This window comes from Bacillus cytotoxicus NVH 391-98, from assembly GCF_000017425.1.
In the GTDB taxonomy this organism is placed as follows: domain Bacteria; phylum Bacillota; class Bacilli; order Bacillales; family Bacillaceae_G; genus Bacillus_A; species Bacillus_A cytotoxicus.
This window is the reverse complement of sequence record NC_009674.1, coordinates 1,966,270-1,980,986: the sequence shown is the minus strand read 5'-3', so window position 1 is coordinate 1,980,986 and position 14,717 is coordinate 1,966,270. Positions and strand designations below refer to the sequence as shown.

16 protein-coding genes and 1 pseudogene are annotated in these 14,717 nt (G+C 31.8%); 10 read left to right on the top strand and 7 right to left on the bottom strand.

Translation table 11 applies throughout. The features are described 5' to 3' along the window. Positions 1–48 precede the first annotated feature (48 nt). Together BCER98_RS09625 and BCER98_RS09620 are read right to left on the bottom strand one after the other, a co-directional pair. Positions 49–1,572: a glycosyltransferase gene (locus BCER98_RS09625; RefSeq protein ID WP_012094348.1), complete on the bottom strand. Its 1,524-nt coding sequence runs from the start codon at positions 1,570–1,572 to the stop codon at positions 49–51. Positions 1,573–1,602: 30 nt separating this feature from the next. Next, positions 1,603–1,860 carry a hypothetical protein gene (locus BCER98_RS09620; RefSeq protein ID WP_012094347.1) on the bottom strand — a complete coding sequence of 86 codons (258 nt, stop codon included), beginning with the start codon at positions 1,858–1,860 and terminating at the stop codon, positions 1,603–1,605. A gap of 220 nt (positions 1,861–2,080) precedes the next feature. Here BCER98_RS09620 and BCER98_RS09615 point away from each other — a divergent pair, with 220 nt between their 5' ends. Both BCER98_RS09615 and BCER98_RS23705 read left to right on the top strand, forming a co-directional pair. Beyond that, positions 2,081–2,587, top strand: coding sequence for a DUF3189 family protein (locus BCER98_RS09615; RefSeq protein WP_012094346.1), 507 nt, complete (start codon positions 2,081–2,083; stop codon positions 2,585–2,587). A 22-nt stretch (positions 2,588–2,609) separates the two neighbouring features. Further along, a pseudogene (locus tag BCER98_RS23705) lies at positions 2,610–2,917 on the top strand (hypothetical protein); the annotation flags it as partial. Positions 2,918–2,933: 16 nt separating this feature from the next. Here the strand turns inward: BCER98_RS23705 and BCER98_RS09610 are convergent. After that, on the bottom strand, positions 2,934–3,638 hold the full coding sequence (locus BCER98_RS09610; RefSeq protein ID WP_012094344.1) for a hypothetical protein: 705 nt from the start codon (positions 3,636–3,638) through the stop codon (positions 2,934–2,936). 636 nt (positions 3,639–4,274) lie between these two features. On the opposite strand from BCER98_RS09610, the gene BCER98_RS09605 reads away from it, so the two are divergent. From BCER98_RS09605 to BCER98_RS09580, 7 genes are all read left to right on the top strand, one after another. After that, positions 4,275–4,616 (top strand): VOC family protein, encoded by a 342-nt coding sequence (locus tag BCER98_RS09605; protein ID WP_012094343.1) that lies wholly within the window; start codon positions 4,275–4,277, stop codon positions 4,614–4,616. Between the two features lie 140 nt (positions 4,617–4,756). Next, positions 4,757–5,143, top strand: coding sequence for a GrpB family protein (locus BCER98_RS20440; protein ID WP_308806026.1), 387 nt, complete (start codon positions 4,757–4,759; stop codon positions 5,141–5,143). A 333-nt stretch (positions 5,144–5,476) separates the two neighbouring features. Then, positions 5,477–5,674 (top strand): heterocycloanthracin/sonorensin family bacteriocin, encoded by a 198-nt coding sequence (locus BCER98_RS09595; RefSeq protein ID WP_012094342.1) that lies wholly within the window; start codon positions 5,477–5,479, stop codon positions 5,672–5,674. Between the two features lie 160 nt (positions 5,675–5,834). Further along, positions 5,835–5,981, top strand: a complete 147-nt coding sequence (locus tag BCER98_RS22485) for a hypothetical protein (protein WP_012094341.1) — start codon at positions 5,835–5,837, stop codon at positions 5,979–5,981. A gap of 277 nt (positions 5,982–6,258) precedes the next feature. Continuing rightward, the gene (locus BCER98_RS09585) at positions 6,259–7,467 is read left to right on the top strand and encodes an L-lactate MFS transporter (RefSeq protein WP_012094340.1); all 1,209 of its coding nucleotides are present in this window, start codon (positions 6,259–6,261) and stop codon (positions 7,465–7,467) included. A 1,124-nt stretch (positions 7,468–8,591) separates the two neighbouring features. Continuing rightward, the gene (locus BCER98_RS23700; RefSeq protein WP_081428372.1) at positions 8,592–8,918 is read left to right on the top strand and encodes a histidine phosphatase family protein; all 327 of its coding nucleotides are present in this window, start codon (positions 8,592–8,594) and stop codon (positions 8,916–8,918) included. A gap of 70 nt (positions 8,919–8,988) precedes the next feature. Next, a complete protein-coding gene (locus BCER98_RS09580; RefSeq protein WP_012094338.1) occupies positions 8,989–9,489 on the top strand; it encodes an NUDIX hydrolase in 501 nt (166 codons plus the stop codon). Between the two features lie 1,200 nt (positions 9,490–10,689). Here the strand turns inward: BCER98_RS09580 and BCER98_RS09570 are convergent. The 4 genes from BCER98_RS09570 to BCER98_RS09555 all read right to left on the bottom strand — a co-directional run bounded on the left by BCER98_RS09570 (position 10,690) and on the right by BCER98_RS09555 (position 13,863). After that, positions 10,690–11,559 carry a hypothetical protein gene (locus BCER98_RS09570; protein ID WP_012094337.1) on the bottom strand — a complete coding sequence of 290 codons (870 nt, stop codon included), beginning with the start codon at positions 11,557–11,559 and terminating at the stop codon, positions 10,690–10,692. Then, positions 11,556–12,338 carry an ImmA/IrrE family metallo-endopeptidase gene (locus tag BCER98_RS09565; RefSeq protein ID WP_012094336.1) on the bottom strand — a complete coding sequence of 261 codons (783 nt, stop codon included), beginning with the start codon at positions 12,336–12,338 and terminating at the stop codon, positions 11,556–11,558. The genes BCER98_RS09570 and BCER98_RS09565 overlap by 4 nt, the downstream gene beginning before the upstream one ends. Next, on the bottom strand, positions 12,331–12,687 hold the full coding sequence (locus BCER98_RS09560; protein WP_012094334.1) for a transcriptional regulator: 357 nt from the start codon (positions 12,685–12,687) through the stop codon (positions 12,331–12,333). The genes BCER98_RS09565 and BCER98_RS09560 overlap by 8 nt, the downstream gene beginning before the upstream one ends. A gap of 324 nt (positions 12,688–13,011) precedes the next feature. Then, positions 13,012–13,863: a patatin-like phospholipase family protein gene (locus BCER98_RS09555; protein WP_012094333.1), complete on the bottom strand. Its 852-nt coding sequence runs from the start codon at positions 13,861–13,863 to the stop codon at positions 13,012–13,014. A gap of 171 nt (positions 13,864–14,034) precedes the next feature. Here BCER98_RS09555 and BCER98_RS09550 point away from each other — a divergent pair, with 171 nt between their 5' ends. Further along, the gene (locus BCER98_RS09550) at positions 14,035–14,412 is read left to right on the top strand and encodes a PH domain-containing protein (protein WP_012094331.1); all 378 of its coding nucleotides are present in this window, start codon (positions 14,035–14,037) and stop codon (positions 14,410–14,412) included. Positions 14,413–14,717 lie beyond the last annotated feature (305 nt).

Sequence of the window (14,717 nt, the reverse complement as noted above, 5' to 3'; positions counted from 1 at the left end):
GTTATCAATCCTTTTTAGCATTTATAACACACTGAATCACATTATGGATCAATGTGAAGTCTCTATTCCTTTCTGAGTAATAAGATAAGAAATCCCTTCTACATGATCCCCAATAATTTGTTGCGTCGCTAAAGAAATCCCCTTATTTTTAGAAAAATGCTTTTCTGGGCGAACACGATTCATTGTATCAACAGAAACAGAATGAACATTTTTTATACGGAAACCTTCTAGTATTGCTTTCACTTGACTATAGACTGGACAAACAAGTGAAAGATAACCGATTTTTTCAATACAATTACGGCTAAAAGCATGCGGAACTGCAATCGTAGATCCCATCCCTAAATCTTTGCGGGCACACGCTACATTCACAGCATATTTACAAGCTGTAACAATGGAATAAGGAAAACGATACATGTGGTAGGAATCTAAGTTGTTTAAGGCTAAATCGACGCCATTTTGTACAGCTTGCACAAATGGTAATAAATCGTACTTCGGAATGACGAAATCTCCGTCGACAAATAATAATATATCTCCTTTTGAAAAATAGGCACCAATCGCACGCCCTGTATCATTTCCGAGTGCTTCTTCATAACTGATCACAGTGGCACCGCATTTTTTCGCAATTTCTTCCGTACGATCTGTTGTTCCATTAATTACAACAATGATTTCTAACGGTTCTAATTTCTTTAATTCTTGAATAACAGCCTTTATTGTCTTTTCTTCATTTTGAACAGGAATGATAATAGAAAGCTGCTTTCCGCCATAAAGCTTAGAGAATGTTTGCTTACCTATCGTGATTTTTGGAGGATATTTTAACTGTCGAGAGATGAAATCAGCAGCAAGATCTCGCCGACGCTTTCCATCAGTATATTTAGCTCTAGAGCATTGCGAGCTATGAAGATGATTGGCGATTGCTTCTATATAATGATGGATCATTCTTTTTTCATCGAGAGAGAATTCGTTATCATGAAATTTCGTATGGAAAGGAGAATGAGAATCAACTTCCACATGATGAGCGATACGAAAGTTATGATGGATTACTTTTTGTTCTGCTAGAATGGGATTTAATAATGAGTCAAGGCCGATTGTCTCAATCACAGCTCTCGTTATTCCATAAGGCAATGATAAAAAAGAATCGATATTTAAATCAGGACGATGAAAAATATGATTTACTACTTGTTGCCATATACTGATTGTATTAGGGCGCTCTTTCTTATAAAAAATCTTATTTACATTATTCAATACTACATCTGCCTCATCTTTCAATAATGGTTCAAGAAATATATAGAATACAGAAGAGGAAATGATAGATTGCGGGTCTAAAAATAATAAGACATCTCCATTTGCTTCTTCTGCACCTATTACTTGACGGTTGTTGCAATGGAGAGTTTCATCCACCTCTATGATCTTAACAAGTTTATTTTCCGTAATATGATGTGGGAGAGTAGCATTTTTATTTACGACACAAATGATTTCTAGCGGATGTAGCTGGTGACAAGATAGGAATATGTTTATTAATGAATTCGAATGATCATAGCCAGGGATTATAATAGAAATAGATTTTTCTGACATAGGAATTCTCCTTTTATAACGAGAAAGAGGTTATTTGTTAGGTTCTTCCTTATGATTACTTGTTACGTTCAGATCTTTAGATAAACTAGCACTGAGAAGGCTATTTAAAACATTCATATCTAGCTTAACAGGTGTCCCATTTCCCGATGCGTTGTTCGTAGTATTTTGTTTTTCATTTAACATTGTTTTTATATTTTGGATTTCTTTTTGCTGTTGTAACAAGAGAATAAATCCTCCAAGAATAAATAAAAAGGAAAGGGCAGAAAAAACAAGAAGAGCCTGTAACATCGAATCATCTCCTTTTTAGAAAAGTAATCTTTTTAACTATATGCAGCCTTTTTAGAAAAGTTACAATTGGATATTAAGCATTTTTGTAGAAATCCATTATTTTGTCATATCATCTTTCAATTCTTTCTATATTCTTTAAATATGAAAAGCTTCTGATTAGTAAATGTTAAATTCGGTGATACTAATATACATTGAACCATTACAACAAAGGATGATGCAGATGATTTTTATTTATACAGATTTTGGTGGGACACATACAACTTCGCTTGCTGCAGCGTATCACTTAAATCAGCTACCAACGGACCGAAAACTAACAAAAGAAGAAATTTTAAATGTAGAGTATTTCAACAAACTAAAAACTTCAGATATGGGGAAGATTATTTTTCGCGGGAGAGACGAGCTGGGAAATCCTGTTTACACAGTTGGTCATGGAGCATCCAAAGTAGTTGTACCTGCAATGAAGCATTTGGCGGAGATTCTTCAACAACAATACCAAAATAACGAAAAAATTATCTTTTCGAATACATCACCAACTGTACCGTTACCAATGACATTCGGGGGCTTATTTTCAAGAAGGTTACATATTGATTTTATAGGTGTCCCATTACTTGTATGGGGAGCAAAACTTTGTTGTGATAACATACAAAGGCTTGTTGCGTATACAAAAGAAGCTGGAAACATGACAAATGATTCTGTTGTTATTTTAGAAAATGAAAATTTTGGATAAATCTCTTATTTAAGGGAATTGAGTACGTAAATCGATTGATCGGCAAAGTAATACAAAACAGGCAGGGGAAACATATCGTAAATTTGAAGAATGGATTTCTAACCTTGTATCAGATCTTGCAAAATATGATAAAAGAATTCAAGATAGAATGATTGCTTTTGCTGAAGAATAGGGACGATACATAAGAGAGAGTAGCAAATGCCATAAAAGATGGATCCAGTCAAAAGCTACTTGGAAATAGAGAGGAGATAGCAAGCAACTCAAACTGTAATAGAAAAAGGACATGAGCGAATCCGTATTAATATATTTGAAAAAGCACAGGATGAATAGAAATCCTGTGCTTTTGTTATAGAAGTTCAACTTTCTTTCGAATCACAATCTTATCCATTTCATCTTCTTCATCACCGATAAACAAGCCACGTTCTTTTAAGTATGTTTCAAAATATAAATCCGCCTCTGCTCGTTCATCATAAGGTTTGATAGATAAAACAAACCCTACTTTATTTTGAGTCTCTAAATGAGATGTCGAAATATAAGCCGGAATGTTATGGCGCAAGAAGAGTTCCTTAACAGGAATAATCATGTCTTTCATAAGTTTAAATAACATGTTCATTTCAAATTCAAAATTAAAGCGATCAATACTGGATAAATCTGCAAATACAACACCAATAAAACCTGTATTAAATACTTCTTGGTATTCCACTTCTTGATCCGTTTTACCATAAAAATTCTTTTCGATTAAATAATTTTTAAAATAAGCAATACCATCGGTTTGTTCAAACAGCTTTGTAGAAAGAACGAAACCGATTTTCTTTTGTTTATGTAAATATACGCAAGATATATATGCTGCAACTTCATGCTCATGAAATAGAGAACTTGTTGCTTCAGCAAGACCATCTAATACGTGATGGACAATTTGCAACTTTTTTCGGGAGAAATAATAAGATTTTTTTTGTAATTCCAATGTATCAATAAAGACAGAGCCAATAAAACCTGTATTTGAGATAGTCGGTGTATGCTTTTTTCTTCCTCTGCGCTTCTTTTGAGCCATTGTAAAAATCATCCCTTCAAGTACAAATAAAATAACAAGAACACTTGTTCGTATATTTATATTCTACTATTTTATTGCGCTAAAGTAAAGGATTTTCCGACGAAAAACAACAAAAAAGACACCTATAAAAAGGTGTCTACATGCAATAGGGAAGGAGAATCTTCCCTATTTATGTTCAATTTATACTATGAAACAGAGACAAGTTCTTCTGCATCGTCTACATCTAAATGACAATCCATTGTACGTACATCTTGATCTTCATGACTTCCAAAATAAATAGTAATTTTCATATGTATCGCTCCTTTATTCTAGGAATACCTAAAATAATTACTAGTAATGTTACTGCTTATTATATACCACTTTTTTCATTTCGACAATCTTATCGTATTTATAAATTCATTTCATCATCTTTGAAGAAATGGAACAGTATTCGAATAGAAGTATACGGGGAACAGAAAACATTTTTTAGAAACAAGGAAATCGTATATGTGGATTTTGTATCTTTCATTTCTTTTTAAATTACAGAAAGCGTTGCTATTATGAACGGTATTTGCTAAAATTTCACAAAAGGTATTTTGTAAAATTTTAGCAAACGAAATACTTTTTCTATATATACTTATGAAAAGAGGGAACAATATGAATATATTAACTGCTATACCCCGTATTTATATTTCTAACTTGCAACCGCATCTTGATTTCTACAAATCTTTATTAAAACAAGAACAGCCTCATGAATTTCAAGTAAATGAAACAAAAGTAGTTAGATTCTCTAATGTATTATTGATTGTAGATGAAAATCACATAGCGACACGTCATATTGCAGCAACGCTCGTGACAGATACCATTCAATTTGCTAAACAATTTATTGTAAAGCATGGAGGTGATATTCTTACAGAACCTATTTCAGTTCCAACGGGAATAAAAATGATTGCGCGCCATCCTGATGGAAATATATTTGAGTATATTGAGCCGAAATAGAGATATTGAAGAAGTTTTATGAAAAAAGAGAGAAGGAAGCCAATAATGATGCTTGAAAAAAGAAAAATAGAAGTTGTCCCATATAATCCAAAATGGAAAGATGAGTTTCAAAAACAGTAGAAGGCTTAGCAGCTAAACCAATTCTTGATATTGATGTTGTTATTGAAAGCAACGATCTGTTACCAAATATTATCAATCGATTAGAAAAAGAAGGGTATAAACATCAAGGGAATTTAGGGGTAGAAGGGCGTGAAGCTTTTCAAAGAAAAGATGAAGAGAGTGGAATGAAGTACCACCTTTACGTTTGCCCACAGGACGGGAAAGGATATTTAGAACACATGGCACTGCGAGATTATTTATCTGCTAATGAACGAGCGCGAAAAGAATATGAAAAACTAAAATATCAGTTAGCTACCATCTATTGTTATAACATAGATGGTTATTGTGAAGGGAAAACGGATTTTATCAAACAAATCTTAAACGATACGATATATATAAACAAACTAAAGTGGATAAAAGAAACATAAGGAAATTCGATTAACTGTACATAAGGAAAATATACAGGCTGGTCAAGTTTATAACGAAGAACAAGTCTATTACTTCCATGTCTAAAATTTTGTTGCAAGAAAGTGTGAAAAAAATACTTTGAGTAAATATTATATACACAAAGTAACTCCATTTATTTTTAAATTAGTTGTCAAAATAACTATGAAAAATAGGCATCTAAACAAGGTACATCACCCACTGATAGGTCATATTTTGTTGGTGTACGTATTAGTTTATAGATCAGTCCTATTGAGTCGAGAAAAAATAGAAAGCGACATAGCTAAATTTTTAATGAATAAATGGAGGGCATCAATATGAACGAGTTTCAACAAGAACTGCAATCGTTAAGTCTTAACGATTATCAACCTGGTAATGTAGTGTATTGGGATCAACAAAATCAATATCCATATTATTATATGCAAGAGGACGCTCGTCGCTGCGGCGGACGTTGTTTCGGCTGCTTTGGTTGTTTCGGTTGTTTTAATTGCTGGAACTGGTGGTTTTTCATTTAATTTCTAATCTTCATGGAGTCATTATAGGAAAGAAAAGTGAAACATATGTAAAATACTTTTCTTTCCTTATTTTACCCATATATTATGAAATTTATCATTAGTAACCTTAACAAAATTAGGGTATAGCTACTTATAAGGAAATATAAAGGAGTTGAATTTCATGAAGAAACAGCCAAATAAAAAGAAAAAAGAACTTGTTACAAAAGAAATAAGTACGGAACAAAACGCAGTTTATAGTGATCCAAAAGATGCAGCAAATATGCAGACAGTTCCTCATCCGAAAGATTATGAGGAGATTGAATACTAAATATCCGACTTTTTCAGGAATGAAATATACATCTTAAGCCCTATAACAATTACAAAATGGTTTGATATGATATATACATAAGCATTTGAAGATGCCTTATCTTAACAAACTTTTTTCAACAACCGTATATAATCTACAAAAAGACGTTTCCTACAATGAGGCGTCTTTTTGTCTGTTTTTACACAACATTATTTCCATTTTCCTGTTCGTATCTCCCAACTAAACATGGATATACTAAATCGTGAAAAACATATCACTAAAAGAAGGGACAGTTAGCATGAAACAAACAACGATTAACCCATGGCTTATTGTCTTAGGTACAATCGTGGTACAAATTGGTCTCGGTACAATTTATACATGGAGCTTATTTAATCAACCTTTAGTAGATAAATTCGGTTGGCCACTTCATGCTGTAGCAGTTACTTTTTCTATTACCAGCTTTTCATTATCATTTTCAACCCTATTTGCAGGTAAATTACAACAAAAAATAGGACTTCGCAAATTAATTGCAGCTTCAGGAATTATTCTTGGATTAGGATTGATACTTAGTTCCCAAATCTCTTCTTTATTTTTACTCTATATATTAGCTGGTGTAGTGGTCGGTTATGCAGACGGAACAGCATACATTACATCATTATCAAATTTAATAAAATGGTTTCCCAATCGCAAAGGTCTCATCTCAGGGATCTCTGTTTCGGCTTACGGAATGGGAAGTTTAATTTTTAAATATATAAACATTAAGTTAATCGATACAGTTGGTGTATCACAAGCTTTTTTATACTGGGGCATGATCGTTTTACTTTTCATTTTAGTAGGATCTTTCTTTTTACATGAAGCACCTACGAATGAGACGATTACTCAAACTGCGAATAATAACTACACACCTAAGGAAATGTTACGTACAAATCAAGGATATCTTTTATTTTTTATGTTATTTACTTCCTGTATGAGTGGGTTATATTTAATCGGGATGGTAAAGGATATCGGTGTTCAACTTGTAGGACTTAGCGCTGCAAATGCCGCAAATGCCGTTGCTATGATTGCTATTTTTAATACAATGGGAAGAATTATTCTCGGAACGCTATCTGATAAAATCGGCAGATTAAAAATCGTTTCAGCTACGTTTGTAATCATTGGATTATCTGTTTTTGTTCTAAGTTTTATGCATTTAAATTATCCGATTTATTTTACATGTGTAGCAAGTGTAGCTTTTTGTTTCGGAGGAAATATTACTATTTTCCCAGCTATCGTAGGAGATTTTTTTGGCTTGAAACACCATAGTACAAATTATGGAATTGTTTATCAAGGATTTGGGTTCGGGGCACTTGCTGGTTCATTTATTGGCGCTTTACTAGGCGGATTTCAGCCAACTTTTATTACAATTGGGGTTCTTTCTATTCTTTCTTTTATTATTGCTATTTTCATTCGCCCTCCAACTCAAAAGAAGAAAAAAGAGGTGCAAAAGCTTTATCGAAAACCCGCATAATCTTCTTATCAAAATAGCCCTTTTGAGCGAGGGCTATTTTAAATGGATTTTTTCATTTGAATTTCATACACTCTAAAAGCAAATGATACATTACAAACTTGTAATGTTTATGTCATCTTCTTCGATCGTATAAATAAATCATACTTTATATAATGAAATTATAATTTATAAAAAGGGGAGATACATATGAATGAAGTAATCGTTGAAGTAGTCATTGGTTTATGCGAATTTGTTGCTGAAGTTTTCGCTTATGGGAATACAGAACAAGAGAAGAAAGAAAAAGAACAACTATGATATTACATATAATTGAAATGTGGAGTGGTTATTTAAAGTTGAGGGAGGAGGGGATAATCTAAAAAATGATCCTTCAGAAAACTTGCAGTCTATCATTTTTTATTCTAAAGATACAAAGAGAAGAAAAATTTCTTCTCTTTGTATAAAACAGTAGTTATTTTGGATTAAACAACATAAGATTTTAACCACCATGATTCCCATGTGCATATTGAACAGCATCAATAGCTTTTTGCGTTTCTGCAGGGGATTGAGCACCAAACATTAAAGTCAAAACAGTAATTATACCGACTAAACCAAAGAATGTTTTTTCATTTTAATGCCTCCTTTTCAAAAACTTTTTTTCCTGCTTGAGAACTTGAGTAAAAATAATGACTTGCTTTAACATGGTTATTTTCTTTATAAAATGTAGCAGCAAGATTTAAATAATAGTAAGAAAAATCAGTTTATTTAAAAATAATTTGTTATTACACAATTAATCACCTCTCATATGCAGACGTTGGTAGTACACAACAATATTTTTGCAGAAAGCAGCAACCTATACTTATGAAGGCGGAAGCAGTATGAAGGCAATCAGACTTATTTAGAAAAGAGGAATTGGCAGGAAACAAACATCCTGTATACTGTTTTAATTTTTTGATGAACAATAAAATTTGTTCACTGGGCATTCGAGCATGCTGAAGATGAAGCATATTTCCTTTTCTGATTTCTAACTCATTTGAGAGTAGGTTTGCAAACGTTGGAAGGATTAATTGAACCCTCTAAGATCATTATTGAAGAAGATTTAAGGGAAAGAACAACTTAAAGGGAATTATAAATTACCAGAAAATGAAATCGAACTTGCAATAAAAAAATCATTCGAAGATTTAGATTTTCGTTTAGAAGGAGGAGAAACTGTTAGAGAAGTACAATATAGATCACTACCGATTATATTTAAAATTATTGAAAAGCCAACTTTTACAAATGTAGCTATAGGTACCCATGGGAATATTATGGCTTGTATAATAAATTATTTTAATAATTCGTTTGGATACGATTTTTGGAATTTTTTTGGAAATCTACAGAAAAAAACTGATATCTATAGGTTAACATTTAATTTCTGTGACAAAAATAATATTTTAGATTCAAAGAAAGGTTTTGAGAAGAAGTCATCACAGTAGAAGTTTCTAATATTTATTTGGTGTAAATCAGTGCAAAAATCTTAAATAATATAAAGAAGAGGAAAATGAAATGTTTAAACATACAACTTGTTTGATAAAGAATAATGATAGATTTTTACTTTTAAATAGAAACAAACAACCTTCAATGGGTGTATGGAATGGTGTTGGTGGAAAAATAGAAGAAAATGAAACTCCTGAAGAATGTGTAATTAGGGAAACTTACGAAGAAACTGGGATTCATTTAGAAAATGTGACATATGTAGGAAATGTGGTATTGGAAAGCGAATATGGTTCATCGGGTATCTATGTTTTTATATCTGAAATATCTGATGGTATCCAATTAAAAACCCCTGTTAATATTGAAGAAGGAATATTAGATTGGAAATCAATCGAATGGATTTTAGACGAAAATAACCAAGGAATAATCAGCCACTTGAAGAGATATTTACCGTTGATTTTAGAAGGGAAATATGGTTTAGAACATATCTTTTATTATAATGGCCACTCTATCTTAGATTATAAATCAATTGTAATTTCTAAAAATGAAATTCATAAGAAATATAAAATTTGAACAAAAGATTCCAAACACCATAATACGTATAACAAATTTATGTCGAAAAAGGAAGTAACGATAAAGGAGACAAATTCAATCCAACTATGGGATTTACATAAACCAATCCACGGACTAGGTCCCGTTGATAAAGAGATAGATAAAAGAAGAGACTGGTATTACCCTAAATACGGTCAAATATAAAGGTATTATTACAATAATTATAGCAATTTGGTTGGGACTTTTGTGTCATAAACCTGCGACATAAAAGTCCCAACTTGATGAACATTAATCATATTTTTAAAGTTGAAAGTAATAAATTGAAAATTGAAACTCCTCCTAAATCTAGGGAGTCTCATCTGGATTTTTATTGGATTACACCAAGTGAAGATAATCTAAAAAGATATAACGTCATGCCAAATACCGCTGTGCAAAGCTTGATGAAAAAAATTCAAGAACACGATATTGAATCATATTGGGTTAGTACACTTTAACTTCCTAGGCATTCATAATAGAAAATAATACGCTTGATGGAAAAATGAAATTTTATCATCAAAAAGAAAACGCGATATAGTGACTATAAAAATCCAATGCAACAAGCGATTGAGAAATTAAATATACGACACCGTATGATATAAACATACAAATAGTTCGTCAGTCATGTAAAAAACCTTAGAATCAATCAAACAGATAAAGGCTAAAAATAAAAATTCATTAATGTTGGTCTTTATCTGTTCGTAAAAGTAGGGAGATTTGTGTCGTTGGACAAAAAGCAGGAGTGACTTATTTTCTTATCATTTTTCTAGTTAACATAATATATATTATAGGTAGTTGTGAAAATGAAGTGTTCACTTGTCTCTAAATACAAGTAAACTATACAAAATGAGATGAAAAAGAAATATTCCGATGAGATTGTCTTTTTATGATGACTTATATATGCTTAAAGATTTTCTGTATAAATTCCGAATGGCCAAGTCTATAAACATAAGCTGGCACAAAATCAATCGCAAGAAAACATTGCAGAAATGACACGTATAATATCATTTTTATGTATAAGTTATGTGTACGATCTCAAAATTTGTATGTATTTTAGTCCGTTTATGTGTTAATCATTCAGTATGCTTGATTCATTCTTCTATATGTTAATTGTTGTAAATGTCATCCTAGTTAACATAATGTTCATTTGGTTCGTAAAAAAACTTCCGCTTTATCAGGAAGTTTTTAATATACAACTTGGATTTGATTGCAAGTAATTTTCTTTATAAAATCTTGATTAGACAGTTTGCTCTTTTGCCTTATTAAATGCATAATATCTTCATTCCGATTAAAATACATGATTTTTCGATCTTCATTGCGATATATATCAGTAAGTTTTTGTAATTTAGTTATATTTTGATGTTGGCCGTAATCTATTTGTAGTAATGTCTCATTACTCATGATGTATACATTGTAATCTTTATTTCTACCTAACAAACAAGCTTGCTCTACATATGAGAACAAATCATGATCGATACCGATAAATGTAATCGAAAATGTACCAGGTAAACGATTTAGTACGCATGCGGTCCATAGTAAAGAGATTTCTCCGCGATTTTTATCATTCTTGTTTACAAAAAAACTAATGTAGTCATCTAAAATAATATTTTCAGCGTGTTGGAATGATCTTCTAGCCTTTCGTACCGTGTCTCGTAACGGCTGTATACAAGTAAATGCTTGTTCACTTGCCCCTAAAAACTCTCGCTTTGCACCTGTAACATCAAAATCAACTTTAAGCAAATCATATAATTGCTGTTCTTCGACATATAAAATCGTTTTGAAATGTTGTAAATATTTCATATATCGCTGCTCTACATCCTCAATTAGCCGCATTTCTTTCGCGATTACATCTGTGATTAAAACAGGTGTATCTTGAACTTTCTTTAAAAATAACATTTCATCATATCGGAAGTATGCCTTTTCATGAATCGAAATGGCAGATGTATCGTAAAGATAAACGTGCTGCTTTTCAATAATCGTATCAATAATTGTTTCTAAATCTGTTATAAAATGTGTATGTTGCTGTATGAAGCTTTTTAATGTTGGAGATGTCAATCAACTGCATCTCCTTTCATAGTATGAAAATAGCGCGTTATTTCTTCAAGAACTTGTTTATTTGCCTGTTGTGCAGCCTCTGGTAATGTATACTTTTGCATCATCATTTCGATTTTTCCGAAATGAATGACATTACTTCGTTCAATCATATATGAATCAATCCCAAGTGCTTCAAATTCTTTATGATAATCAAATTTTTGATCAAAATATTCTTTGATTGTGGCATAATCGATTAACTGTAACTCATATAAGCGAATCAATATCGCCTTAAATGGCGCTTTAAAACGGCTCATGCATAAAAAAATTTTTTGCAATGTTGTTTCTTCGTTTTTCTCAAAGCTATTATAAAAGTTTATTAATTCATGTTCATCCATTAATAGTAACGAAGCGAAATAATCAGCTTTTCTTTCAGTATGATTTGTATCTAGCCCTGCATGAACAATGTGGATTTTCTTTTCTAATTCTTGAAGTGAAATTAAATGATATAATTCATGAAGTAAACTAAAGTTTTGATAAATTCTGGGTTGATATGTATTCACATAGCAAATATATTTCTCTGTATCTGTAGAGCGAATAAAACCACCTAAAGACTGGTCTTGGATCGGTGCTTCAATCAAGAAATGTTGCATAGCAATATATTTTTTCGCACCTTCAATTATTGTCCAGCCTTTTGGATGGTAATGTTGCAAATACTTTCTCAGTAAGTTTTCTACTTCGGATTTAATGATGTTATTTTCTTCAATAATTTTAGGGAGATCCGCGAAATGAAGCTCAGGCATGTGATTCACCTCTGCTGTAAATTTCGATAAGATCACAAAGCTTTGTTAATTGATGTAACCCCTCTTCCCCGCTTTCTGATAGCATTTCCCCTGCTGAAAATAAAAAGGCATGTTCTTCTTGTTTTTCAGAAACATAATGAAAAGCATCTTCCATAAAAAATGTATGTTCATGTCCTAAGGCTTCAGCTAAGTGTGCAGCAAAATCATAAATTCCATTCATTCTTTTTCCATTTAGATAATCTGAAAAATTGGATTCAGACATTCCCAAACGTTTGGCCAAACGTTTTCTTTTTAATCCTTCACTTTCGATATACTGATTCATATTTTGAATAATGTACTGTAAATTCATGTTTCTCACTTCCTTTCTTTATGTCTATAAGTTTATTATACACTCTTCCTCTGTTTCAAATCCATTTGTAACGAATTATTTTCCTTCAAAATACATTTCTTTTTAATTGAATTCGTATTTTTTTAAAAATAATTCTCTTAAAACGAATAACAAATACTTAATGTTAACTATGTATTTCTTGTATTTATAGACAAATTCCTATATAAACAAGTTAATAATCCTGTATATTTTATGAACAAAAGCCACGCAAACGAGTTATCTGTGTGGCTTTTGTTTTACTTGGTAAAGTTGTTATCAAATAATCGATGCGTAGCAATTCTACCATCATTTCTCTATCCAGTTTAATAACTGCTTATAATGCCTTTTGGCGTCTTCATATCCAAGATTATATAAATGAATCAACTTATCCTTATTTCTTTCAATTCCGCTCACAGGAGGATGAAGGCTTGGTTGAATGATAAAAAAGTTACCGTTCTGTTTAGGAGAATTCATATAAGAAATGGTATCATTATACAATTGATAATGTTCTGCTAGAAGATTTGCGACTTTCGGATAGCGTCTATATAAACATTTCACCATTTTCGAAAATGGATTGGGATGCTTTCGATATCCTGCTGGCTTTGTCATAATGACAACATTTTTTTGAAATCCATCATCTTGTGCCTTACGAACAGGAATAGGATCAATAATTCCCCCATCTAACAATTTTCTTCCTCCATACTCTACAGCAGGCGCAATAAATGGTACAGAACTTGAAGCACGAATGATTTTTAATATATCATTCCCATGCTCATGTTTATTGTAATACAGCGCTTGTCCGGATTCACAGTCTGTCGTTCCAATTACAAACTGCTCCTTTGCATTCATAAAGGCTTGAAAATCAAATGGTACAAGTTTATTTGGCACTTCATCAAAAAGAAAATCCATACCAAATAATTCCCGCTTTTTAATAAAGTTTCGATATGATATATAACGATGGTCGCATACTAATTCTATATTTACTTTTTTATTTCTCCCTTTTTGTCTTGATAAATATGTTGCTCCCATGCATGCTCCTGCAGAAACGCCTACTACATAAGGAAAAAATAAAACATTCTCCATAAAATATTCAAGCACACCTGCAGTATATAAGCCTTTCATTCCTCCGCCCTCTAATACTAAACCGATATTTTTCATTTTCCCTACCTCTATTTTCATTTCTTGTTTTTATTTTGACACAAATTTTTGGTATGAAGTGTCAACTTTTCTTTGCAAACTTGATTCGAATCTCGTTTTTCTTTGTAAGCTTCTCCTATTCTATAACATGGTACAATATACATATGGATTATAAAGAAGGAGGAATCTTACATGGGTTTATTTAGCGGTATTTTAGGAAATGCATCTGATACAAATATAGAAAAGGTAGAGCGTGATTTACAAAACATTATGCTACGTGATGAGCGCGTTGAATATGCTTATAAATTAATTCGTGATTTAATCGTCTTTACAAATCGACGAATGATTTTAATTGATAAGCAAGGTATAACGGGTAAAAAAACAGAATATCATTCTATCCTGTATAAAAGTATTACACAATTCAGTGTTGAAACTTCCGGTCATTTTGATTTAGATGCTGAACTAAAAATTTGGGTATCTAGCATGGAGGCGCCTATTATAAAAGAATTTAAAAATGATGATAGTGTTTTAAGTATTCAAAAGGCCTTAGCAGAATATACAACCCGATAAGTTGTATGTTTATGCAAAACGAAAAGTTTAACCCCGTATTTTTTGGAACAACATACATTAAAAAGTTATAAAAATACAAAAAGGATGGTTGGAACGTATTTTTAACTCTCCTTTTTGTATGAAATAAGTGATGCTTGACCATTCGTATCAATAACAAATTCAACTTCTATCACTTCCTTACCACCCTAATCGATTTTTGCAGGTAAATGTTCGATTTCTTGAATCCATTGTTTCACTTGTTCCTTAGTAATCGTTTCTCCGCAATGAAATTCCCCAATTGGATAGCGTGAATTTTTCACTATGCA

Coding starts and splice junctions, on each gene's coding strand:
- BCER98_RS09625 (WP_012094348.1), bottom strand. CDS start 1,572: ATGTCAGAAAAATCTATTTCTATTATAATCCCTGGCTATGATCATTCG.
- BCER98_RS09620 (WP_012094347.1), bottom strand. CDS start 1,860: ATGTTACAGGCTCTTCTTGTTTTTTCTGCCCTTTCCTTTTTATTTATT.
- BCER98_RS09615 (WP_012094346.1), top strand. CDS start 2,081: ATGATTTTTATTTATACAGATTTTGGTGGGACACATACAACTTCGCTT.
- BCER98_RS09610 (WP_012094344.1), bottom strand. CDS start 3,638: ATGGCTCAAAAGAAGCGCAGAGGAAGAAAAAAGCATACACCGACTATC.
- BCER98_RS09605 (WP_012094343.1), top strand. CDS start 4,275: ATGAATATATTAACTGCTATACCCCGTATTTATATTTCTAACTTGCAA.
- BCER98_RS09595 (WP_012094342.1), top strand. CDS start 5,477: ATGAACGAGTTTCAACAAGAACTGCAATCGTTAAGTCTTAACGATTAT.
- BCER98_RS22485 (WP_012094341.1), top strand. CDS start 5,835: ATGAAGAAACAGCCAAATAAAAAGAAAAAAGAACTTGTTACAAAAGAA.
- BCER98_RS09585 (WP_012094340.1), top strand. CDS start 6,259: ATGAAACAAACAACGATTAACCCATGGCTTATTGTCTTAGGTACAATC.
- BCER98_RS09580 (WP_012094338.1), top strand. CDS start 8,989: ATGTTTAAACATACAACTTGTTTGATAAAGAATAATGATAGATTTTTA.
- BCER98_RS09565 (WP_012094336.1), bottom strand. CDS start 12,338: ATGCCTGAGCTTCATTTCGCGGATCTCCCTAAAATTATTGAAGAAAAT.
- BCER98_RS09560 (WP_012094334.1), bottom strand. CDS start 12,687: ATGAATTTACAGTACATTATTCAAAATATGAATCAGTATATCGAAAGT.
- BCER98_RS09555 (WP_012094333.1), bottom strand. CDS start 13,863: ATGAAAAATATCGGTTTAGTATTAGAGGGCGGAGGAATGAAAGGCTTA.
- BCER98_RS09550 (WP_012094331.1), top strand. CDS start 14,035: ATGGGTTTATTTAGCGGTATTTTAGGAAATGCATCTGATACAAATATA.